The organism is Cobetia sp. ICG0124, from assembly GCF_004006355.1.
Taxonomy (GTDB): Bacteria; Pseudomonadota; Gammaproteobacteria; order Pseudomonadales; family Halomonadaceae; genus Cobetia; species Cobetia marina.
In genome coordinates this window covers 1,798,465-1,822,094 of sequence record NZ_CP024893.1, presented here as the reverse complement: position 1 = coordinate 1,822,094, position 23,630 = coordinate 1,798,465, and the positions used below count along the sequence as shown (strand labels likewise).

At 61.1% G+C, this 23,630-nt stretch carries 15 protein-coding genes and 4 pseudogenes; 14 read left to right on the top strand and 5 right to left on the bottom strand.

All coding sequences use genetic code 11. The features are described 5' to 3' along the window. Window positions 1–19 precede the first annotated feature (19 nt). A complete protein-coding gene (gene wrbA / locus CU110_RS08410; RefSeq protein WP_240665325.1) occupies window positions 20–619 on the bottom strand; it encodes an NAD(P)H:quinone oxidoreductase in 600 nt (199 codons plus the stop codon). A 56-nt stretch (window positions 620–675) separates the two neighbouring features. On the opposite strand from wrbA, the gene CU110_RS08405 reads away from it, so the two are divergent. The 6 genes from CU110_RS08405 (at window position 676) to smrA (ending at window position 6,631) form a co-directional block, all read left to right on the top strand. Then, the gene (locus tag CU110_RS08405; RefSeq protein WP_205694016.1) at window positions 676–1,980 is read left to right on the top strand and encodes a YihY family inner membrane protein; all 1,305 of its coding nucleotides are present in this window, start codon (window positions 676–678) and stop codon (window positions 1,978–1,980) included. A 10-nt stretch (window positions 1,981–1,990) separates the two neighbouring features. Next, window positions 1,991–3,118 carry a spermidine/putrescine ABC transporter ATP-binding protein PotA gene (gene potA, locus CU110_RS08400; protein WP_084208712.1) on the top strand — a complete coding sequence of 376 codons (1,128 nt, stop codon included), beginning with the start codon at window positions 1,991–1,993 and terminating at the stop codon, window positions 3,116–3,118. After that, window positions 3,115–3,996 (top strand): spermidine/putrescine ABC transporter permease PotB, encoded by an 882-nt coding sequence (gene potB, locus CU110_RS08395; RefSeq protein WP_084208711.1) that lies wholly within the window; start codon window positions 3,115–3,117, stop codon window positions 3,994–3,996. The genes potA and potB overlap by 4 nt, the downstream gene beginning before the upstream one ends. After that, the gene (gene potC, locus CU110_RS08390; RefSeq protein WP_077376552.1) at window positions 3,993–4,775 is read left to right on the top strand and encodes a spermidine/putrescine ABC transporter permease PotC; all 783 of its coding nucleotides are present in this window, start codon (window positions 3,993–3,995) and stop codon (window positions 4,773–4,775) included. Before potB ends, potC begins: the two co-directional genes overlap by 4 nt. A 1-nt stretch (window position 4,776) precedes the next feature. Further along, window positions 4,777–5,853, top strand: coding sequence for an extracellular solute-binding protein (locus tag CU110_RS08385; RefSeq protein ID WP_205632690.1), 1,077 nt, complete (start codon window positions 4,777–4,779; stop codon window positions 5,851–5,853). A gap of 136 nt (window positions 5,854–5,989) precedes the next feature. Continuing rightward, window positions 5,990–6,631: a DNA endonuclease SmrA gene (gene smrA, locus CU110_RS08380; protein WP_308483181.1), complete on the top strand. Its 642-nt coding sequence runs from the start codon at window positions 5,990–5,992 to the stop codon at window positions 6,629–6,631. Between the two features lies 1 nt (window position 6,632). On the opposite strand, the gene CU110_RS08375 is transcribed toward smrA, so the two are convergent. After that, window positions 6,633–7,064, bottom strand: a complete 432-nt coding sequence (locus CU110_RS08375; protein ID WP_205694015.1) for a hypothetical protein — start codon at window positions 7,062–7,064, stop codon at window positions 6,633–6,635. A 112-nt stretch (window positions 7,065–7,176) separates the two neighbouring features. On the opposite strand from CU110_RS08375, the gene betT reads away from it, so the two are divergent. The 3 genes and pseudogenes from betT to CU110_RS08360 form a co-directional block, all read left to right on the top strand. Then, window positions 7,177–9,162 (top strand): choline BCCT transporter BetT, encoded by a 1,986-nt coding sequence (betT, locus tag CU110_RS08370; RefSeq protein WP_127735474.1) that lies wholly within the window; start codon window positions 7,177–7,179, stop codon window positions 9,160–9,162. A gap of 408 nt (window positions 9,163–9,570) precedes the next feature. Then, complete coding sequence (locus tag CU110_RS08365) at window positions 9,571–11,304, top strand: BCCT family transporter (RefSeq protein WP_084208709.1); 1,734 nt, start codon at window positions 9,571–9,573, stop codon at window positions 11,302–11,304. 484 nt (window positions 11,305–11,788) lie between these two features. Further along, window positions 11,789–13,441: pseudogene (locus CU110_RS08360) on the top strand (AMP-binding protein); the annotation flags it as partial. Here the strand turns inward: CU110_RS08360 and CU110_RS08355 are convergent. Then, window positions 13,365–14,672: a dicarboxylate/amino acid:cation symporter gene (locus CU110_RS08355; protein WP_127735471.1), complete on the bottom strand. Its 1,308-nt coding sequence runs from the start codon at window positions 14,670–14,672 to the stop codon at window positions 13,365–13,367. The pseudogene CU110_RS08360 and the gene CU110_RS08355 sit on opposite strands and share 77 nt — an antisense overlap. Window positions 14,673–14,720: 48 nt before the next feature. On the opposite strand from CU110_RS08355, the gene CU110_RS08350 reads away from it, so the two are divergent. The 4 genes and pseudogenes from CU110_RS08350 to CU110_RS08335 all read left to right on the top strand — a co-directional run. After that, window positions 14,721–15,824 carry a thiamine pyrophosphate-dependent dehydrogenase E1 component subunit alpha gene (locus CU110_RS08350; protein WP_127736823.1) on the top strand — a complete coding sequence of 368 codons (1,104 nt, stop codon included), beginning with the start codon at window positions 14,721–14,723 and terminating at the stop codon, window positions 15,822–15,824. Next, window positions 15,821–16,789, top strand: coding sequence for an alpha-ketoacid dehydrogenase subunit beta (locus CU110_RS08345; RefSeq protein WP_084209720.1), 969 nt, complete (start codon window positions 15,821–15,823; stop codon window positions 16,787–16,789). Before CU110_RS08350 ends, CU110_RS08345 begins: the two co-directional genes overlap by 4 nt. A gap of 18 nt (window positions 16,790–16,807) precedes the next feature. After that, window positions 16,808–18,087: pseudogene (locus CU110_RS08340) on the top strand (2-oxo acid dehydrogenase subunit E2). 28 nt (window positions 18,088–18,115) lie between these two features. Then, window positions 18,116–19,945: pseudogene (locus CU110_RS08335) on the top strand (phosphotransferase); the annotation flags it as partial. A gap of 7 nt (window positions 19,946–19,952) precedes the next feature. Here the strand turns inward: CU110_RS08335 and CU110_RS08330 are convergent. Further along, window positions 19,953–21,407, bottom strand: coding sequence for an aspartate ammonia-lyase (locus tag CU110_RS08330; RefSeq protein ID WP_077377375.1), 1,455 nt, complete (start codon window positions 21,405–21,407; stop codon window positions 19,953–19,955). A 206-nt stretch (window positions 21,408–21,613) separates the two neighbouring features. On the opposite strand from CU110_RS08330, the gene CU110_RS08325 reads away from it, so the two are divergent. Next, on the top strand, window positions 21,614–22,546 hold the full coding sequence (locus tag CU110_RS08325) for a LysR substrate-binding domain-containing protein (protein WP_077377372.1): 933 nt from the start codon (window positions 21,614–21,616) through the stop codon (window positions 22,544–22,546). 8 nt (window positions 22,547–22,554) lie between these two features. On the opposite strand, the pseudogene CU110_RS08320 reads toward CU110_RS08325, so the two are convergent. Beyond that, window positions 22,555–23,628, bottom strand: a pseudogene (locus CU110_RS08320) (bifunctional nicotinamide-nucleotide adenylyltransferase/Nudix hydroxylase); the annotation flags it as partial. Window positions 23,629–23,630 lie beyond the last annotated feature (2 nt).

The window sequence follows — 23,630 nt, the reverse complement described above, 5'->3', positions numbered from 1 at the left end:
GTTCAAGCCAGGCGCGCATCTATCGGTTCTCCCTGAGGGGTTGCATGGCGAGGGCCAGACGCGCAATGCGCTTGCCTTGTGCGACGGCCAGGCGTCTCTCATGGTCGTTCACGTCATTGTCACCGCGCTTGCCGCTGACATGGGTGGTGCCATAGGGCGTGCCGCCCTGGGTGGTTTCCAGCAATTCAGTGGCACTGTAGGGCACACCCGCATAGACCATGCCGTGGTGAAGAAGAGGCACCAGCATGGTCATCAAGGTGGTTTCCTGACCGCCATGCAGTGAGCTTGAGGCACTGAAGGCGGTGGCGGGCTTGTCGATCAGTGCCCCGTTCATCCACAGCTCGCTGGTGGAGTCGAGGAAGTACTTCAGCGGAGCGGCCATGTTGCCGAAACGGGTCGGGCTGCCAAGTGCCAGGCCTGCACACTGACGCAGGTCATCGAGGGTGGCATACATGGCACCGCTGTCGGGGATTTCCGGCGTGGTCTGCTCGCAGGTCGTCGAGACTTCGGGGACACGGCGCAGGCGGGCCTGGATTCCCGGAATGGACTCGATGCCAGCGACGATCTGCTCCGCCAGGGTCTGGGTCGCACCGTGACGCGAGTAATAAAGCACGAGCACATAGGGTGTCGTATCGGGGGACGTACTGGAATCAGGGATGCATTGTAGAGGGGCGCATGAGAATGCCACAACTGCCACAACTCAAGCGGATGACGCCTGCCATCGGGGTCGTCCTCAAGCTGGTCTCACGTTTCAACTATCACGATGGCAAGAAGACTGCCTCCGCCTTGACCTATACCACCCTGTTCGCGGTGGTGCCTCTGATGACGGTGATCTATTCGATGTTCGCCGTCATCCCGAGCTTTGACGGTGTCGGGCAGCAACTGCAGACCACCGTCTTTGCCCAGTTCCTGCCCTCCACCGGCGAGACGGTGCTTGAGTACCTCAATGAGTTCTCGGGCCAGGCTCGCAATCTGACCTCCGTGGGCCTCATCTTTCTGTTCGTCACCTCGGTGTTGATGATGATCACCATCGAAGGGGCGTTCAATGCCATCTGGCAGGTACCGGAAGGGCGCAAGGGGCTGTCGAGCTTTCTGATGTACTGGGCGGTACTGACACTCGGGCCGCTGATGCTGGGGTCTGGTTTCCTGCTGTCTTCCTATCTGACTTCGCTGTCGTTCTTCGATTCAGCGGCCTCGATGCTGGGCGGCAAGGCGGTATTGCTGCGCCTGTTGCCACCATTGTTGAGCGCGGTGGCCTTCACCTTCATCTATGCCGCGGTACCCAATTGCAAGGTGCGCCTGCGCGATGCGGCCGTGGGAGCGGTGACGACAGCTCTGGCACTGGAACTGGCCAAGGCCGGGTTCTCGTTCTACGTCACGCAGTTCCCGTCCTATCAGGCCATCTATGGTGCCTTCGCGGCAGTGCCACTGTTCCTGCTGTGGGTCTTCCTGTCCTGGTGCATCGTGTTGCTTGGGGCGGAAGTGGCGGCCTGGATGGGGGAGCGCTCCAACGCTGACTGGCATCGCTGGCCACCGTTCTGGCAGACCCTGGGGGCCGTGATGCTGCTCAAGGATGCGCATGAACGGGGCGAGCCGCTCTCGGATGACAGCCTGACCGAGGTGTTGGGCAGCCGCTATCGTCGTGTACTCAAGCCCTTGATTGAGGAGAACATCGCCAGCCAGACCCAGGATGGTCAGTGGGTGCTGGGACGTGATCTCAATCACTATACGCTCTGGGAGCTGGCGCGAGCGCTGCCCTGGGATCTGCCGGCAGGCGAGGCCGGCGAAGCGCCGCACCCTCGTCTGGAGCCCTTGCGAGAAGCGTTGGCTCAGGCGCGTCAGGCCGAGAAGGAACGCATGGACTGTGGGCTAGTGGAGGTTCTGCCCAGTGTCGGTGAGGTGACTCGACAGTGTGGCGCGTCATTTCCGGCGCGCCATTTCATGTATCAGGGAGACGCGCGCGTTTCCCGCTGGAGGTGACCCCCTGCCGATGAATAGCTCTGCTCCTGAGACGACCCCACTGGTCAAGTTGCGCTCCATCACCAAGACGTTTGGCGAGCGCAAGGTGCTCGACAGCCTGGATCTGGATTTGAAGGATGGTGAGTTCGTGACCCTGCTAGGCCCCTCAGGGTGTGGCAAGACGACCGTACTGCGCTTGATCGCAGGCTTCGAGGACCCTGATGCGGGTACCATCACGCTCGAGAACGCGGCATTGCAGCACACGCCTGCGCACCTGCGTCCGGTCAATACCGTCTTCCAGAGTTATGCGCTGTTTCCGCACATGAATCTTTACGACAACGTGGCCTTCGGGTTGCGCATGGAGAAGGTGCCCAAGGCCGAGATCCACGAGCGTGTGCGGGAAGCGCTGGAAATGGTGCAACTGGCGCATCTGTCCGACCGTCGTCCGGACCAGCTCTCCGGTGGCCAGCAGCAACGTGTCGCCATTGCCCGCGCCGTCATCAAGCGCCCGCGTGTCCTGCTGCTGGATGAGCCGCTCTCGGCATTGGACTACAAGCTGCGCAAGCAGATGCAGAATGAACTGAAGCGTCTTCAGCGCCGTCTGGGCATCACCTTCGTCTTCGTCACCCACGATCAGGAGGAAGCGCTCTCCATGTCCGATCGTGTGGTCGTGATGCGGGAAGGGGGGATCGAGCAGATCGGCACGCCGCGTGAAGTCTATGAGTCGCCGAGCACGTTGTTCGTGGCGCGCTTCGTCGGCGAGATCAATCAGCTGGCGGCACGCGTCGAGCGGCCTTCGACAACGCCGGGGCGCATCCATGTCGAGGTGCTGGGAAAGTCGCTGGAGCTGAGCAGCCACGGCCGCGAATACCTGGGTGGCGAGGCGGTGCAGGTGCTGCTGCGCCCGGAGGACATGCGACTCAAGTCCGCCGAGGACAGCGAAGGCTTCGCGGCCCGTGTCATCGAGCGCAACTACAAGGGCATGACGCTGGATACGGTGCTGGAGCTCGACAGTGGCCAGCAGCTGCTGGCCAGCGAGTTCTTCGATGAGGATGATCCGGACTTCGATTATCGCCTCGGTGAGCGCGTCAAGGTCAGCTGGGTGCCGGACTGGGAAATCATCCTGCCGGATGATGCCCCCGTGGAGGCGGGGACGTGAGTGTGGTGCGCAATCCCTTCAAGACGGCCACGCTGACCATCATCTGGGGCTGGCTGATCGTGCTGGTACTGGCGCCCACCTTGCTGGTGGTACTGGTCAGCCTGATGCCCGAGGGCAGTGGGCAGCTACTGAGTGGCGACATCTCGCCTGCCACGCTCTGGCAGGGCTTGCTGACCAATTACGGCCAGATGATCAGTCCAGTCTATCTGGGAGTGTTTGGCCATTCGCTGTGGATCGGCCTGGTCACGACCCTGATCTGCCTGGTGCTCGGGTATCCGCTCGCCTGGATGATCTCGCGTGCCAGCCCCCGGATGCAGCCGCTGCTGCTGCTGCTGGTGATCATCCCGTTCTGGACCAACTCGCTGATTCGCATCTATGCCCTGCGCACGCTGATCGCGACCCGTGGGCTGCTCAATGATGTGCTGATGACTCTGGGGCTGATCGATACTCCCCTGCGGCTTCTGTATACCGAGGAGGCGGTGATCATCGGGCTGGTCTACATGCTGTTGCCCTTCATGATTCTTCCGCTTTACGCGGTGTTCGAGCAGCTCAGCCGTCCGACCCTGGAGGCGGCACGCGATCTCGGCGCCAATGGTCTGGCCACCTTCCGTCATGTGGTGTTGCCGCTGACCATGCCCGGCATCATCGCCGGCGTGCTGCTGGTGTTCCTGCCGGCGATGGGCATGTTCTATGTGTCGGATCTGCTGGGTGGCTCGCGTCATCCCTTGATCGGCAACATCATCAAGGGTCAGTTCCTGGAAGCCAACAACTGGTCCTTCGGGGCGGCCATCAGCGTGATGCTGACACTGGTGATGGCCTTCCTGCTGCTTGCGTATTACCGCAGCGTGAAGCTCTTCAAGCGGGAGGTGACACTATGAGCCTGAGCCGCCCCCTGCGCGTGTTCAGTCGTTGCTACATGACGCTGATCTTCACGCTGCTGTATGTGCCGATCCTGGTGTTGATCGGGATTTCCTTCAATGATTCGCGCAATCCGTTCCTCTGGGGTGGCTTCAGTCTGCGCTGGTACGACAAGCTGCTGGGCAACGCCAATCTGATGGATGCTGCGCTCAATACCCTGTGGCTGGGCGTGACGGCGGCGACTCTCGCCACGCTGATCGGCACCCTGACCGCCACGGCGCTGTACCGTTATCGCTTCCGGGGGAAGCCGCTGCTCAACGGCATGCTGTTTACCGTGATGATGATGCCGGACATCGTGATGGCGATCGCGTTTCTGGCGCTGTTCATCGCCTTGGGCATCCAGCTGGGCTACCTCTCGTTGCTGGTCTCTCATGCCACCTTCTGTCTGCCCTTCGTGGTGATCACGGTGTATTCGCGCCTGTCGGGGATCAATCCGCAATTGCTGGAGGCCGCACGTGATCTGGGGGCCAGCGAAGCACGAGCCGTCTGGCATGTGCTGGTGCCAGCGTTGATGCCGGCGATAGCCTCGGGTTGGCTGCTCAGTTTTACCCTGTCATTGGACGATGTCGTGATCTCGACCTTCGTCACCGGTCCGACCTTTGAAGTTCTGCCGCTGCGTATCTATTCCATGGTGCGCCTGGGGCTCAAGCCTGAAGTGAATGCACTGGCAACTCTGCTGCTTGGATTGTCACTCTGTCTGCTGGTGATTTCCCAGTGGTTGATCAAGGAGAAAAAATAACATGCAAGGTTCCCGTTTCCCGCTGCGCGCCGCTGGCCTGATGGCTGCCGTCAGCCTGGCATCCGTGGCGACATCCGCCCCCGTTCTGGCCGCGGATGACAGCGACAAGGTGCTCTACGTCTACAACTGGACGGAGTACATGCCCGATGAGGTCATCGAGCGCTTTGAAGAACAGACCGGTATCGATGTCATCTATTCCACCTTCGATTCCAACGAAGCGATGTACGCCAAGCTGAAGCTGCTGGACAGCGACAACAGCTACGATCTCGTCTTCCCGTCGACGTATTACATCGACAAGATGGCGCGCGAGAATCTGCTGCAGAAGCTGGATGTCAGCAAGCTCAGCCATTTCAAGGATCTCGATCCCAACCTGGTCGACCGCGACTTCGACAAGGGCAATCAATATAGCGTGCCTTACATGTGGGGCAGCGCCGGGATCGGTTACAACCCTGACTATGTCGAAGAGGGCGCGCTGACCAGCTGGAACGATCTGTGGGATGACAAGTATCGTGACAAGTTGCTGCTCTCCAATGACATGCGCGAGGTCTTCCATGTCGCGCTGGCAAGCCTGGGCTACAGCGGCAATACCACGGACCCGGACGAGATCAAGGCGGCGTACGAGAAGCTGACCGAGTTGATGCCCAATGTTCGCGCCTTCAACTCCGATGCGGCGCGTGTGCCGTTCATGCAGGGCGAGGTCGATGCCGGTCTGATCTGGAACGGTGAGGTCTACCAGGCCAATGAGGAAGGCGTACCGGTGAATTACGTCTATCCCGAGGAAGGCATCATACTGTGGATGGACACCATGGCCATCCCGTCCAATGCGCGTCACGTCGATGCGGCCTATCAGTTCATCGATTATCTGATCAGCCCGCAAGTCAGCAAGGAGATCAGCGAATACGTGGGTTACACCACGCCGAGCCTTGCCGCCAAGGAGATGATGGACCCCGAGGTGCGTGACAATCCGGTGGTCTTCCCGACGCAGCAGGATCTCGCACGTGGCGAGTTCCAGACCGATGTCGGCGATGCGCTGTCGATCTATCAGAAGTACTGGGAACAGCTCAAGACGGGTCACTGATCCCGTCGTGACGCCAGACGTGTGGACGCACGAATTTGGCATGGACGCTTGAGCTTGGCTGACGCCTCGAGGCATTCTCTGTCTCGGGGCGTCGTCGTTTGTGATTGCCACGTCCTGGTGAAGACTGGAGGGTGCCATGTCACGTTTTTCCCCTGCAATGATGTCGGCAGCGCATTCGCGCGAGATCACCCCTGATGAAGCGGATGCGCTGTTCAGTCGTGAGATGCAAGGTGTTGCTCCTCTGACGCGTGGCAAGGATCGCGCGGATGTGGCCACGGGGCCCAGGGCACCGAGCGAAGCACAGCTGGCCCGTCGGGAAGAGGCCCAGAAGGCGCTGGGCAATGAGCTGGATGGGTTGTCAGACAGTTACGTGGAGCATCTGTCGCCGCATGATCCGGTCGAGTATCGGCGTGATGGCATTCAGGTGGGCGTGCTGGACCGTCTGCGTCAGGGCGGCTACCCCCCGGAGGCACAGCTCAATCTGATGCGTCGGCCCTTGATCGAGTGTCGTCGAGAGGTCCATCGCTTCATTCAGGATGCCTGGGGCAGTGAATTGCGCTCGCTGCTGGTGATCCATGGCAAGGGGCGTGATGGTGAATCGCATGCTGCCTTGATTCGCTCCTACCTGGTGCATTGGCTGCAACAGATGCCGGAGGTGCAAGCCTGGAGCAGTGCTCCGCAGCGTCATGGTGGCCTGGGGGCAACGCTGGTGATGTTGCGCAAATCCCGTGCGGCGCGTGACAACAACCGCGAGCGCCACCAGAAGCGTCGCGGCTGACTTATTGCACGCTGTAGCCGCGTCCGCTGAAGCAGGCACTCAATGCGCGACGATAGGTGTCGGCATTGCCAGCGGTCACCGGCGGGGCGGCGGAATTGGCATCCGCGCCACTTTCCTGATTGGCCCAGCGATGGCACTCGTAGCGATCCCTGGCCTGCTGGTCCTGGCTCTGCCCCTTGGAGGGATATGCGATGACATCCACCGCGGGGGCGGAGAGTGTCGCCGGAGCAGGGGCCTGGACTGGCAGGTACTGTTGCTGGCTGGCCTCCCAGAGGTAATAGGTGCCCGCCGCCAGGTAGTAGAGAGTGGCGCCAACCCAGATGCCGCGAGCGCCTGCCGGCAGTCCATGCCCGTGGCCGGGGCCGCCCGGGGCCCAGCGTACCAGCGGCCCAGGGCCACCATGCCCGATGAAGATATCCGGGCCCCGGGCCATCCAGTCGTGGGTGCCCCGGACCGGCCATTGCCGAAGCGGCCGGCAGGGCAGTCAACAGGGCAAGTGACAGCGCGAGGGTGGCGGAGAGCCCGGCAAGGAGTCTCGTTCAGGCCTGTTTGCCAAGGTCAATCCGCCAGTCTTCTTCTGCGCCAACGCCATCATCCTGCTATTGGTGATCTTCACGGCAGTGTTCTCGGACACGGCCATGTCGGTATTTGACTCGGTCCAGCATTGGATCACCAATACCGTCAGCTGGTTCTATATCCTGTGTGTCGCGATCGTTCTCATTTCCGTGATCTATGTCGGTTTCTCGCGCCACGGCGAGATTCGTCTTGGTCCGGATCACTCGCTGCCGGACTACAGCAACGTCACCTGGTTCGCGATGTTGTTCTCGGCTGGCATGGGCATCGGACTGATGTTCTTCGGTGTCGCCGAACCGGTGATGCATTTCCTGAATCCGCCGACCGGTACCCCTGAAGAGGTGGAGACCGCGCGCGAAGCGATGAAGCTGACCTTCTTCCACTGGGGGCTTCACGCCTGGTCCATCTATGCCATCGTCGCGCTGATTCTGGCCTACTTCAGTTATCGCCATGAACTGCCGCTGACGTTGCGCAGCGCGCTGTATCCGCTGATTGGTGAGCGTATCCATGGGCCGATCGGCCATGCGGTGGACATCTTCGCCATCGTCGGCACCGTCTGCGGGGTTGCCACCACGCTGGGCTACGGCGTGGCACAGGTCAACGCCGGGCTCTCGCACCTGACCGGCATGCCCAACAATGACTGGACCCAGGTGGCGATCATCGTCGTGATCACCGGCCTTGCGACCATCTCGGTGGTGACCGGGCTCGACAAGGGCATCCGCATCCTGTCCGAGGTCAATCTCGGGCTTGCCGTCGTGCTGTTGCTGTTCGTGTTGCTGCTCGGGCCGACCGCCTTCCTGCTCAAGGCCTTCGTGCAGAATTCCGGTTTCTACATGGCCGATATCGTCGGCAAGACCTTCGAACTCTATGCCTATGAGCCCAACGACTGGATCGGTGGCTGGACGCTGCTGTACTGGGGTTGGTGGATGTCCTGGTCTCCGTTCGTCGGCATGTTCATCGCGCGTGTCTCGCGCGGTCGTACCATCCGGGAATTCGTGATCGGCGTGCTGTTCGTGCCGGCCGGCTTCACCCTTTTGTGGATGACCATCTTCGGCAACACGGCCATCTCGATGATCATGGAGCAGAACGTCACGGCGCTGGTCGATACCGTCAACGACAACTATTCGCTGGCCCTGTTCACCTTCCTCGAGCAGCTGCCGCTGGCGTCCATCACCTCGGTGATCGCGCTGGTGATGGTCATCGTGTTCTTCGTGACATCCGCGGATTCCGGCTCGATGGTGGTCGACATGCTGGCCTCCGGCGGGCGGGAAGATACCCCGACCTGGCAGCGTATCTACTGGGCCTTCGCGGTGGGCATTCTGGCGATCGTCCTGATGCTGGCCGGTGGGCTGGGCGCACTGCAGACGGCCACCATCGCCACTGCCTTGCCGTTCGGGATGATCCTGCTGGCGTCGATCTTCGGGCTGCTGCGCCAGCTCAATCTCGAGTCCGTCAAGCGGCGTTCACTGTCCGTCAACACGGCAGCGGCGACCCCGATGGGCGAGAAGGGCAACTGGCGCAAGCGTGCCCAGCACCTGATGAGCTTCCCGACGCGCGCCATGGTGCGGGGGTTCCTGCGCGGTACCGTCGCGCAGGGCATGCAGGAGCTGGCGGAAGAGCTGCGTGGTCAGGGGCTGGAGGTGGAAGTCACCATCAGTCGTGATCGCGTCTACTTCAATGCGCGCCATGGCGAGGAAGATGACTTCATCTACGGCGTGCGCATTCGCTCCCACCTGCGTCCGGACCTCAATCTGGATCAGGAAGACGAAGGCGATGAAGAGGATTACTGTCGTGCCGAGGTCTTCCTCAAGGAAGGCGGCCAGTCCTATGATCTGATGGGCTACAGCAAGGACCAGGTGATCAATGATCTGCTCGAACAGTACGAGCGCCATATGCACTACCTGCACCAGCTGCGCCTGACCCAGTCTGCCGGCGGGGGCTTTTGTCTGTCTGGATGAGACGGACCGGATGAGCCGGACTGGATAGTGCATCTGTCGAGAGACGCCGTGACCTGAGGCCTCGTCTTCTCAGCTCAGGCATTAGCTCTGCTTATCCAGACGACGTCGAGATCTTATTTGTCTCGCGAGCGGGGGCCCTCTAGCATGGATTCTCCCCACAAAGTCGCATACCGGCGGGGGCCAGATGACATGCCGTGGTGGTGTCTCCTGCCAGGGTTCTCGCCCATGACTGACCGAAGGTGAACGCGATCTGCCCGCAATGTCCCCATGACGCCTGAGGTTCCCTGAGCCCCAGTATCCGCTGTCATGAACCACGATACCGGTGTCATGAACAACGATACCGCTGTCATGAACCACGATACCGGTGTCATGAACAACGATAATAAAAGTCCGTCACGAGGTAGAAACATGCTGAAAGGAAAGGAACTGGATGCACTGATCGAGCAGCGAGGTGTCCTGAAGGGACTCAACTCGACGCTCGGTATCACCGCGATCACCATGACCGTGTTTTTCATTCTCTATGCGATTCTGTTGGGCAAGACGGCCAGCGATCAGTTTCTGGGTATCAAATCCTGGATAGAGAGCACCCTGGGCTGGTACTACGTGCTGGTCATGTTCTCGACCTTCGTGGTCTGTCTTTACGTGATGTGTTCGCGTGTCGGCAAGATCCGGCTGGGGCGTGACGATGAACGTCCGGAGTTCAGCAATTTTGCCTGGTTCTCGATGCTGTTCGGCTGCGGTACCGGCGCGGGCATGCTGTTCTTCTCGATGTCCGAGCCCATGATCCATTTCGCGAGTGACTGGAGCGGGGGCAATCCGTTTCTGAGTGCTGACATCAAGGCGGCCGTCGCCGTCTTCTTCGAGGCCAAGCAGGCAGCCTTGGCGAGTGGGCTCATGCCGGGGGACGAAGGCTTCCCGGTGCCTGACAGCCGCGTCGCGGAAGCGGCGGCCGGTGGCATCAAGCTCACCGTCTTCCACTGGGGGACGATCGCCTGGGCCATGTATGCCATCGTCGGACTGTCACTGGCCTATTTCGCCTTTCGCAAGGGCCTGCCGCTCTCGATGCGCTCGGCCCTCTATCCGCTGATCGGCAACCGTATCTACGGGCCCATCGGACATACCGTCGACATCCTGACCGTGTTCGGCACCATTTTCGGCATCGCCACCACGCTCGGCCTGGGCGTCGAGCAGATCGGCTCCGGCCTGATGTCACTGGGTCTCATCGAAGAGAAGTCGCGCATGGTGACCGTGGTCTCCATCCTGCTGATCAGCGCCATCGCCACTCTGTCAGCGACCAGCGGCGTGGCACGTGGCATCAAGCTGCTTTCCACCTTCAATACCTGGGTATGCCTCGGCATCCTTGCCTACTTCCTGCTGGTGAGCGATGCCAACTATCTGATCGCGAGCTCCATCACCGCGCTCGGGGATTACCTCACCGAAGGCGTCTCGATGACACTGTGGACGGCGCGCACGCCGGATGAGCGCATCTGGCAGGGCGGCTGGACCATCTTCTACTGGGGCTGGTGGATCGCCTGGGCCGGTTTCGTCGGCATGTTCATTGCCCGCATCTCGCGCGGCCGAACTATCCGTGAATTCATTCTCGGGGTGATGGTGATCCCCTCCATCGTGGCGCTGGTCTGGTTTGGCGTCATCGGCTCGGCGGGCATCTATCAGTCCCTGTACGGGGCCGACATGGGCATCTATACGGCTGCGGTCACCAACTGGGACTACGCCGGAACCCTCTACCACTCGTTCGAGGTGCTCACACCCGGCAACGCCGCGACCGTAGCCAAGGTGGCGGCGCTGGTCGTGGTGATCATCTTCTTCGTCACGTCTGCGGATTCCGGCACCCTGGTGCTGGGACGCCTGTTGGCCTTCGGTCGTCGTCCTCCGGTTCAGCAACGCATCATCTGGGGCATGATGCTGGGCGCCGTGACCTTGATCCTGCTGTTGCTGGGGGGAGATCAGGCGCTCAAGTCCCTGCAGGCTGCCTCGATCGCCGGCGCCTTGCCGTTCACCTTCGTGTTGATCGCCATGATGATCGGGTTGTTGAAATCGCTGCGCGAGGACGGCGAATCGATGATCGAGAACGAAGAGCATATCCGCAAGATGATCGAGAACGAGGTCCGCGACCTCTCTTGAGTTGCCTGTTCCTCCTTGGGCTCAGGGCTGTTTCCCTGCTCCAGAGCCAGCCTGCGCATGTCACCAAGGTCGCAAGGCAATATCAAACGTACGTATGTTCCAATGCTGGCAGGTCCATCGATTCCGCCAACGGCGCGCAGCATGGGTTTGCGGCTATGCTGTCGAAAGTAAAGAGCCCACAGGCTGACACCCACCCGACGGAGCCCCAGCAGCGCCTCACCACGCAACTCACCACGATGTCTTACGACGTAGTCGCGCGACGACGTCTTACAACAACGTCATACAACAACAAGGTAGCGGGGGCAGTGACGCCGAGCGCCCCACGTACTGTTCAAGGAGCAACGCCATGCATGATCCCCTAGCGGCTCGACCCGATGAGCCAGGCAAGTCCACTAACAACTAGATGACTACAGATCTTTCCCACGTGGTAGATGCCTCGCCCGATGCTTCGAGAGCACAGCCAACGACAGGCGACACGAGCGGCATGTCGTGCCTGCGCTCCTCGCGGGAAGTGGACTTCACCGGCCTTGATTCCCTGATGGACATGTTCGAGAACGCCTGTCGCACCCACGCCCAGCGGCCGGCCTTCACTTGCATGGATCGCACCATGAGCTTTGAAGAGCTCGAAACTTCCAGTCGCCAGCTGGCGGACTGGTTCCAGCACGAGACCGATCTCAAGCCGGGCGATCGGGTCGCCATCCAGTTGCCCAATACCTTGATGTTCCCGGTGGTGGCCTTCGCCGTCATTCGTGCGGGGCTGGTGCTAGTCAATACCAATCCGCTGTATACCGAGCGCGAGATGGAGCATCAGTTCAATGACTCCGGTGCACGGGCGCTGGTGGTGCTGGCCAACATGGCCGACAAGGTGGAGCGGGTACGCGAGCGTACCAGCCTTGAGTACGTGCTGGTCTGCGAACTGGGCGACATGCATCCACCGCTCAAGCGCCTGTTGATCAATGCCGTGGTCAAGCACGTCAAGAAGCTGGTGCCGAGTTATCGCTTGCCGGATGCCATCCCGCTGCGTCAGGCCATCTCGCAGGGCAAGGCCGAGCGTTGGGAGCGGCCGACACTGGCACTCGATGATGTCGCCGTCCTGCAATACACCGGAGGCACCACAGGCGTCGCCAAGGGGGCGATGCTCACGCATCGCAACCTGCTGGCCAACATGCTGCAGGGCAAGATGGCGCTGACCCAGGGGCTCTCGGCCGGGAATGAGACGCTGGTGGCACCTCTGCCGCTCTATCACATCTATGCCTTCACCATTCATCTGGCCTGCATGCTCAGCGAGGGCAACCATTCACTGCTGATTCCCAATCCGCGGGACATTCCGGGCTTCGTGAAGACGCTGCAAAAGCATGACTTCACCATGTTCGTGGGGCTCAACACCTTGTTCGTGGCGTTGTGCAACAATCCCGGCTTCCAGGCACTGGATTTCTCTAAGCTCAAGATCACCACCTCGGGAGGCGTGGCGCTGACGCGCAAGGCGGCTGAAGAGTGGAAGCGGGTCACCGGCAGTGATATCTCCGAAGGCTACGGCATGACCGAGACCTCGCCGATCGTGTCGTTCAATCCGTTGGATGCCATCCAGCTGGGCACCATCGGGTGTCCGATGCCCTCGACGGAGGTGCGTCTCTACGATGAAGAGGGCGAGCTTGTCGCGATGGGAGAGCCCGGTGAGCTGTGCGTGAAGGGGCCGCAGGTGATGAAGGGATATTGGCAGCGTGAGCAGGCGACCAAGGATAGCTTCACTGCCGATGGCTTCCTGCGCACCGGTGACATCGCGGTCTTCCAGGACGATGGCTATATGCGCATCGTCGATCGCAAGAAGGACATGATCATCGTCTCCGGCTTCAACGTCTATCCCAACGAGGTCGAGGACGTGATCGTGCGACATCCGGATGTCCTGGAGGCCGCTGCGGTATCGGTTCTTGATGAACGTAGCGGGGAAGCCATCAAGCTATATGTGGTACTCAAGGACGGTGCGGAGCTTGAGGCGGATGCGCTGAGAGAGTGGTCGCGCAAGGAGCTGGCCAGCTACAAGGTGCCACGCCATGTGGTGTTCATCGATGACCTGCCCAAGACCAATGTCGGCAAGGTGCTGAGGCGCGAGCTGCGCGATTCCCCGCCGGATGCGGCGCGTTGTAGATCTCCAGATCCAGTTCCTTCTCGGACTTGCCGACGAGGGTGGTGACCATCAGGTCGCCCGCGACGTTGACGGTGGTGCGCGCCATGTCGAGGATGCGGTCGATGCCGGCGATCACGGCGATCGCTTCCAGCGGCAGACCCACCTGGCTGAGCACGATGGAGAGCATGATCAGCCCGGCACCGGGAACGCCCGCCGTGCCGATGGAGGCCAGGGTACCGGTCAGCACGATCATGCCGTAATCCATCACCGACAGCTCGATCCCGGTCATCTGCGCGATGAACAGCGCCACGACACCCTGATAGATGGCGGTACCGTCCATGTTGATGGTGGCGCCTACCGGCAGTACGAAGCCAGATACGCCTTCCGAGACGCCCAGATTCTTCTGGGCACAGCGAATCGAGATCGGCAGGGTGCCGGAGCTTGAGGCCGAGGAGAACGCCACGACCAGCGCATCGACGATGCCACGCAGGTAGCGCATCGGGTTCAGCTTGCCCAGTGTCGCCAACAGGCCGGAGTAGACCACCAGCACATGCACGATGCTCGCCAGATACGCCACGGCGATGACCTTGGCCAGCGGCAGCAGCACATCCATGCCGTAGTTGCCGGAGACATGCGCCATCAGGCCGAAGACCCCGAACGGGGCGAAGGCCATCACGAACTCGGTCAGCTTGTACATCACTTCCGCGAAGCTGTCGAAGACACGCACGACCGGTTCGCCCTTGTCGCCGATCATGATCAGCGAGACGCCGATCCCGATGGCGAAGACGATGATCTGCATGATGTTGCCATTGGCAAGCGCATCAATGGGGTTGCTGGGCACCAGATCCACCAGGATCTGCACCAGAGACGGTGCTTCCTTGGTTTCCATGGCCTTGTCGAAGCTGAATTCGAAACCGGCACCCGGCTGGAAGATGGCAGACGCCAGCATGCCGATGGCAATCGCGAAGGCCGTGGTCAGCAGGTAAAGCGCGATGGTCTTGCCACCGATGCGCCCCATCTTCTGAGGGTCACGCATCGAGGTGATACCGACGACGAGGGTGCTGAATACCAGAGGTACGATCAGCATCTTGATGGCATTGATGAAGATATCGCCCAGCGGCTTGAAGACACTGGCGTTCTCACCCATGAGGGCGCCGGCAAGGATACCCAGCGCCAGGCCACCGAGGATCTTCTGCCATAGCGGCAGGCGGCGCCAGAGATTGGGACGTGAAGTGTCACTCATGTGGTTGTCCTTATCACGCGCGAGAAAGCGCTCAGGATCTATCACACCATGCTGTTCATCCGGGTATTGGATGAGCGCATGCTGGCTGCCCAGCGTCAGGGGCGCCTGAGCTTCTATATGCAATGCACGGGTGAGGAAGCCACGGTGATCGGCAGTGCGGCCGCGCTGCAGGATGACGACATGATCATGGCCCAGTATCGCGAGCAGGGCGCATTGGCGTGGCGTGGGTTCAGCTGTGACGAATTCATGAATCAGATGTTCGGCAATGAACGCGACTACGGCAAGGGACGCCAGATGCCGATCCACTACGGCTCGCGTGATCTGAACTACATGACCATCTCATCGCCGCTGGCGACCCAGATTCCTCAGGCGACCGGCTACGCCTATGGTCAGAAGCTGGCGGGCAAGGGGCAATGCACCATTACCATCTTCGGAGAGGGTGCCGCGTCGGAAGGGGATTTCCACGCGGCCCTCAACATGGCATCGGTACATCGTGTGCCGTGCATCTTCCTGTGCCGCAACAATGGTTACGCGATTTCCACACCGTCCTGCGAGCAATTCGCCGCAGATGGCATCGCGCCGCGCGCCTTCGGTTATCACATGCAGTGCATCCGCGTGGATGGCAACGATGTGATTGCCGTCTACGAAGCCACCCAGGCGGCGCGCAAGATCGCCGTCGAGACGAATCAGCCGGTATTGATCGAGGCGATGACCTATCGCCTGGCCGCGCATTCCTCCTCTGATGACCCCTCGGGCTATCGCAGCAAGAAGGAAGAGGCCATCTGGCGCGACAAGGACCCCATCCTGCGCATGCGACACTGGCTTGAGGCCCAGGGCTGGTGGAGCGAGGAGGAGGAGAAGGCTACCGGCGATCAATTGCGCCGAGAGGTGCTCGAGTCGATGAAGCGCGCCGAGAAACTGGCTCCGCCTCCGCTGGAGAGCCTGATCACTGATGTCTATGACACGCCGCCCCCTTTGCTGGAAGCGCAGATGGAAGACCTCAAGCAGCATATCCGCAAATACCCGCATGCCTATCCCAAGGGGGCCAGCAGCATGGGGTTTAGTGCCGATGAGATCGAGCAGAGCCGCAAGGCCCATCAGCAGCGTCAGCAGGGAGACCAGCCGGCGCGAGCTCAGGCAAGAAGCAGATGAACATGCTGCAGGCCATCAACAACGCGCTGGACATCGCGATGGCGGCCAACCCACAGGTGGTGCTGTTCGGTGAGGACGTCGGCGTATTCGGCGGTGTCTTCCGTGCCACCAGTCATCTGCAGGACAAGTACGGCCGTGAGCGTTGCTTCAATACGCCCTTGACGGAACAGGGCATCATCGGCTTCGCCAATGGACTGGCGGCGCAGGGCTCGACCCCGGTCGCCGAGATCCAGTTCGCCGACTACATCTTCCCGGCGTTCGACCAGATCGTGAACGAGGCGGCCAAGTTCCGTTACCGCTCCGGGGATCTCTTCAATGTCGGCGGGCTGACCATTCGAACCCCCTATGGCGGGGGCATTGCCGGCGGGCTCTACCACTCCCAGTCACCTGAAGCCTATTTTGCGCATACCCCCGGGCTCAAGATCGTGATTCCGCGCAACCCCCATCAGGCGAAAGGCCTGCTGCTGGCGGCGATCCGTGACCCCAATCCCGTGCTGTTCATGGAACCCAAGCGTCTCTATCGCGCTTCCGTGGGCGAGGTGCCGGAAGCGGATTATGAGCTGCCGCTGGGCGTCGCCGAGGTCATCCGTGAAGGCCGCGACATCACGCTTCTGGGCTGGGGAGCCCAGATGGAGGTCATCGAGAAGGCGGCCGCATTGGCCGAACAGGATGGTATCGACTGCGAGGTGATCGACCTGCGCAGCATTCTGCCCTGGGATTTCGAGACCGTATGCCAATCCGTGCTCAAGACGGGTCGCCTGGTGGTCAGTCATGAAGCACCGCTGACGGGAGGTTTCGCCAGCGAGATAGCGGCAACCGTGCAAGAGCGTTGCTTCCTGTATCTGGAAGCGCCCATACGTCGTGTCACCGGTTTGGACACACCGTTCCCGCTGGTGCTCGAGAAGGAGCATCTGCCGGACGAGCTCAAGATATACGAAGCCATCAAGCAGAGCCTGAATTACTGACAGGGAGTGACGTGTGCCATGAATGATTTCATCCTGCCCGATATCGGCGAGGGGATCGTCGAGTGCGAGCTGGTCAAGTGGTTGATCAAGGAAGGCGATGTGATCGAGGAAGATCAGGCGGTCGCCGAGGTAATGACGGACAAGGCATTGGTGGAAATTCCCGCGCCTCACGCAGGTACCGTGGTTCGTCTGTATTGTCGGGAGGGCGAGATTGCCCGGGTGCATGCACCGCTGTTTGCGGTGGATGACGTCCGGAGCGAAGGCGCTGGGCGCCGACAGCGCGGATCAGACCGCTGGAGAGGCTGTCAGTGAACGACGTTCGCGTGATTTCATCCTCCCGGACATCGGCGAAGGCATCGTCGAATGTGAGGTGGTCACCTGGCATGTGGCCGAGGGTGATAAGGTCGAGGAAGACCAGACGATCGTCGATGTGATGACAGACAAGGCGCTGGTCGAGATCACGGCCTCCGAGCCCGGGCGAATCGTGCGCTTCCATTACGCTCAGGGGGAGAACGCCCGTGTCCATACCCCCTTGTACGCTTATGTGCCTGACAGCGATGACACGGCCGAACGAGCCACGTGCAGCGCGGCTGGAAGCCAGGCAGGTCCCCCTCAAGGGCGTGGCGGCCGTCATGGCCCGACGCATGGTGCAATCCAGCACCCAGATCCCCCATTTCCATTACGGTGATGAGCTCGATGTGACGGAGCTGCTCGCGCTGCGTGCGCGTCTCAAGTCACGGGCCGACAAGGAGGGGACTCGCCTGACGCTGATGCCCTTCATCATGAAGGCGATGGCATTGGCGGTGCTCGAAGAGCCGATTCTCAATGCACGTCTCAGTGACGATGAAAGCCAGGTGCTCTATCACGCAAGCTGCAATATCGGCATGGCTGTCGATGGTGCCGCCGGCCTGATGGTGCCCAACGTCAAGGGCGTCGAACGCCTGAGCATCCTCGAGATCGCGCGTGAGGTGGCCAGACTGACCGAGGCGGCACGCAATGGTCGTGTCCCGCAGGCGGATCTCAAGGGTGGCACGCTGTCGATCTCCAACATCGGTGCTCTGGGCGGCACCTATGCGGCCCCGATCATCAATCAGCCCGAGGTCGCCATCGTGGCCCTCGGTCGTACTCAGCGGCTGCCGCGCTTCGATGTCGATGGCAATGTCTGCGCGCGCGACATCATGACGATCACCTGGGCCGGGGATCACCGCATCATCGATGGCGGTACCATCGCTCGCTTCAGCAATCTGTGGAAGCACTATCTGGAGCATCCCGATGAGATGCTGCTGTCGCTGGCATGACGGGGTTCGATGAGGGAGGCGCTTGTCCATGAGTGACACGCGCGCTCATGAGCGCCTGCAACAGTTCTATATCCCGGAAGAGCAGTCCATCTACCTGCTCTCGCATCATGATGCCAAGAAGCTCAAGGACTGGGTGGCACTGTGCATTGCCCAGCTCGAGGGGCTGGGCTATCGCGAAATCCATCTGGTGGGCAAGGGGGCTTATGGCTTCGTGTTTGCCGGGTGGCGCCCTGGTGAAGGCACGGCCATTCGAGAGGAGCACGTCTTCAAGTTCACGCGGGTCACCTTGCCTCAGGCGTTGCAGGACCGTCTGGAGGAAGAGGCCTTCATGCTCGACCAGGTCGCGCATCCGTTGATTCCGCGCCTGATCAGTTACCAGCGCGTTCGCCGCCAGTCGATACTGGTCATGGAGCGCGCGCCGGGCATCAATCTCGAGGAGTACTCGCTCAAGCATGGCCGCATGTCACCGCGTCTGGTGATCAGGGTCGCCAGTCAGCTTGCCGGGATTCTCAAGTCGCTGCGTGGGTCATCCGCAAGCCCCGACACGCCCGCGGTGGTGCACGGGGATATCAAACCGTCCAACCTGGTCTTCGATGCCGAGCGTGAGCAGGTAGCATTGATCGACTGGGGCAGTGCCGTCTTCGCGCAACTCGACGAGCACATGCAATACCTCACGACCAATGTGATGCAGCTGATGTCGGATGATCTGCAGCAGACCAACGCGCGACTGGGCGATGTCTACTTCATCGGCGAGGAACAGCTCAATGGCGCGCTGTCCTCGCCTCGCTTCGATGAGCAAGGCGTGGCCGCGACACTCTATGCACTGGCGTCAGGGCAGTCGTGTCGCTTCGGCGTGCGGGCCATCCCGGCAACCTCGCTGGGACTGCCACGGGAGTTCGCGCGCATGCTGGATGGCATGCTGGCGGAAGACCCGATGCTGCGCATGCAGGCGGGTGACTACTTCCTGCGCGAGATGCCGAGAATGGCTCGTCTGGTCATGCCGGAACTGCCGTCATCGCCGATACCCTCTCTGCTTCCCGTCTGGGTGCGGCCTGCCGCCCGCGACATCGACACCGTCGTCTATACCTCGCGCAAATCCTTTCTGCGGGAAGCCTTCGAGATCGATGCAATGCGCTGGATGCCGTCAATGACGTCCAGCTGGATCGCTATTACAAGAACTTCATGCAGGGCATGGGAGATACGGAGAAAGCCTTTCTGGCCGCGGTGAGCCGGCTGGGGAAGTATCCGATCGTCGGGGGACTGGCGATCCGCTGGGAGCCGCAGGGCATCTTCGTGGACACGGCGCTGCACCTGCATGACCCCTCGCTCAAGGCCGCCTTCGTGGTAGCGGTCAACAACATGGTGGCGCTGGCGCGTGCCATCTATCGACAGGGTGTGTTCAAGGCCTGTCTGTTCAATGCGCGTGATACCTTGCACCTGGAGCGCGACGACCCCGAGGACGCCTTCACTCCGCTTTCCCTATGAAGTCAGCGCCGTTCCGGAGCTGGAGGATGAATCACGAGTGCACTCCTATTTCGAGGATGGCCCGGATCCCGAGGAGTTTCTGGCCCTGCCGGAACAGATCATGAACGCGCTGTCGGAACTCAATCAGATCCATCACACCGGAATGCTGATCTTCGAGGCATTGCCGCATCATCTCAAGATCCACAGTTATTACCGTCTGCTCGACCCTGGGCGTGAAGCCGATTTCGCGCATCTTCTGGATGTCATCCTGGCCGCCGTGCCACTGATTTCCGGACTGGGGGTGTCGGGCTTCATGAAGATGCCCTACAAGAACACCAAGCACTTTGACCACGTCGAAGCGCAGCCCGAGCGCTTCTACCCGCGTGACCCTCGCTGCAGCTTCAATCCTTCATCTGGCGCGGCCGTGTCATCGCCTGCGGCGACAGCAGTGCTTCAAGGCGCGCCTCATCCAGCAGGCCTTCCTCGCGCACCAGCTCCAATACGCTGCGACCGCTGACCAGGGCTTCCTTGGCGATGCGGGTCGCGTTGTCATAGCCGATGTAGGGGTTGAGGGCAGTGATCAGGCCGATGGAGTTGTTGACCAGCTCCGCACAACGATCCCGATTGGCCGTGATGCCGATCACGCAGCGATTCTTGAGCATGGTCATGGCTCGGCTCAGCTGGCGGATGGAATCCAGCAGCTTGTAGGCGATCAGCGGCTCCATCACGTTGAGCTGCAACTGGCCGGCTTCCGCCGCCATGGTCAGCGCGGTGTCGTTGCCGATCACGTCAAAGGCGACCTGGTTGACGGCTTCCGGAATCACCGGATTGACCTTGCCCGGCATGATCGAGCTGCCCGGCTGCTGAGGCGGCAGGTTGATCTCGTTGAAGCCGGTGCGCGGGCCGGAAGACAGCAGACGCAGGTCATTGCAGATCTTGGACAGCTTGACCGCAAGGCGCTTGAGCATGCCGTGGAACAGCACGAAGGCCCCCATGTCGCTGGTCGCCTCGACCAGGTCCGACGCCGGACGGAAGTCGATGCCGGAACGACGTGCCAATGCCTCGATGGCCAGGGCGCTGTAGCGCGGATCGGCGTTGATGCCGGTGCCGATCGCCGTGCCCCCCAGATTGACTTCCTTGAGCAGCTCGTTGAGGTTGGCGATGCGCTCGACATCTTCGCGCAGGGTGTTGGCGAAGGCGCGGAATTCCTGGCCCAGCGTCATCGGCACCGCATCCTGAAGCTGGGTGCGCCCCATCTTGACGACATCATCGAATTCCAGTGCCTTGCTGGCAAAGGCATTGGCCAGTTCGCTCAGCGCATCCACCAGCATCGAGTGGCTGCGCAGCAGGCCGACACGAATGGCCGTCGGATAGGCGTCATTCGTGGACTGCGCCATGTTGACGTGATTGTTGGGGTGCAGGTGCTGGTAATCCCCTTTCGGATAGCCAAGATATTCCAGCCCGAGGTTGGCGATCACCTCGTTGGCATTCATGTTGGTCGAGGTACCGGCACCCCCCTGGATCATGTCGACCACGAACTGATCGTGATGATCGCCATTCATCAAGCGTGCACAGGCATGCTGGATGGCATCGTGCTCACGTGTCTCGAGATAGCCCAGCGCGTGATTGGCTTCCGCGGCAGCGGCCTTGACCAATGCCAGGCCTTCCACCAGACGCGGGAAGTGGGACAGCGGCACGCCGGACAGATGGAAGTTGTTGAGTGCACGCTGGGTCTGGACACCGTAATAGGCCTCTGTCGGGACCGGCTCGCGTCCCAGTAGATCCTTCTCGAGGCGGAAACCGTTTGCCAATGCCTCCTGCTCTGCATGGCTGAGGTCGGGCTGTGAGGATGGCATGGCGTTCTGAGCGGTTTCCGAGGCACTGTTCACTTGGGCGGAACTCCTGGCTGAAGTACACTGTTGCGCTTGAAGCGCGGTGAGGTGGACAAGGGTAACCAGCAGGATGCCCCGACGACCAATGCCTATCGCCGCTGCCGTATACGTCAAATGCATACGACGAAGGTAGTGATTCTCCGGCATGATCGATATCGATGGGAGTTCGGGTGAACCTGGAAACAAAATGGCTGGAAGATTTCGTCGCGTTGTCCAACACGCGCAGCTTCTCCACCTCGGCTCGCCTCAGACATGTGACCCAACCAGCCTTCAGCCGTCGAATTCGCGCGTTGGAGCAGGCCGTGGGCACCACGCTGGTGGATCGTTCGACCACGCCTGTCAGCCTGACGCCGGAAGGACAGTTGTTCCTGGTGACCGCGCGCAACCTGACCGAGCAGTTGTCCGAATGTCTGGCCCATCTACGGGGGCTTGGGATGGCCAACGAGACGCTGGACATCGCGGCGGCACACTCGCTGGCGCTGGCGTTCTTCCCCAAGTGGATCTCGCGCCTTCAGCAAGGGCTGGGGGAGTTGCCGACGCGGCTCTCCGCCATGAATGTCGGCGATGCCATCCATGCCCTGCGTGAGGGCAACTGCGATCTGATGCTGGCGTATTACGACCCTTACGCCAGCATGCAGCTGGATGCAGAGGCATTCCCCTCCTTCTCGGTGGCCAAGGTCAACATGCTGCCGGTCTGCGTGCCGCTGGAGAACGGCGAACCACGCTTCCCGCTGACCGGCCAGAGCGAAACCAGTCAGGACGCGATTCCCTTGCTCTCCTATACACAGGGAGCGTTCCTGGGGCGCAGCGTGAAGATGTTGCTCAAGAATGATCCATTGCGGCTTCGTCTGCGCACCGTCTATGAAATGGCGATGGCGGAGGGACTCAAGGGCATGGCGTTGCAGGGAGTGGGCATGGCGTGGATTCCGGACTTCTGCATCCGGGATGAGCTGGAAAGTGGCAAGCTGGTGAGAGCCGGCAATGACGCCTGGGATATTCCGCTGGAGATTCGTCTCTATCGTTGCTCACTGGTTCACAAGCCGGGGATCGACAAGCTGTGGAAGCAGCTGATGAATCTGCCGCGAGATTTCCTTCAGGCCTGACAGGCGAGTCAGAAACTGCTTTGCCCCGCATGCAAGCCCAGAAAGTTCTGGATGATGAAGAAGTGGTCTTCGAACAAGGTGTCAGGCTCCAGATCTGCCAGTGCCACCCAGCGAGCCTGCTCTTCGCTGTCCTTGCCACTGCTGCGCAGTTTCGGTAACTGCTGCTCCGGGCGCAGTGCGAAATAGAAGGCCTCTGCCAGCGTGCGACCGCGCCAGCTGCGATGAGGCTCATCGAACAGACGCTGCCCACGCAGTGAGCCGCGCAGGACGGGCTCTGGCACCTTGAGCCGCACGCGTTCTCTCAATTCGCGCAGGCAGGCGTCCAGCAGGCGCTCCTGCGACTGGACGAAGCCCCCGGGCAAGGCGTAAAGCCCCTTGCCAGGCGCAGCGCGTCGGGTGGTCAGCAGGATATGCCCTGATTGCACGACGACCGCATTGACCGTGATGAACAGGGGAGGATAGGGCGCGTCACTCCATGCCGCGCGATACTGCTCGAGCAGTCGACGCTCCTCGACCAGACCTTGCCATGCCGTTTCCTCCAGAAAGCCGCGCAGATGTTCTGCGACGCTGCCGGGCAGCAACTCCAGTCCCTCGTTGTCCAGCCAGTCCTCGACTCTGGCCCGCTCGCTGAAGATCACATCGCGGATATGGCTCGCCACCATGCCCTCGTGGTAAGGCCCTGCCACGGATTCCCACTGCGGGAACAGACTCAGATAATAGCTGGAGCGTGCATTGTCATTGCCGTGGGTGGCCCCGATCAAGGCGATGCGGGGCATGCGATTGGCCTGCGGGCGTGCGATGTCACGCACCTTGCGCTGCACATCCCGCACCCAGACATCGTCGTTGTAGAGAGCATCCAGCAGCGGCACGATTTCCAGTCGGGCATTGGCATCCTCCCCGAAACAGCTGCGAATCATGCGGGTGCGTTCATCGAAGGTGAAAGGGTTGCGCAAGGAACGCGCCTGCCAGGCGGACCCCACCAGGACGATGACCTGGCGTGCACGACGCAGGGCCTCTTCCATGATCGCGACATGACCATGGTGAACGGGTTGGAAGCGGCCGATGAAGACGAGACAGTCATACT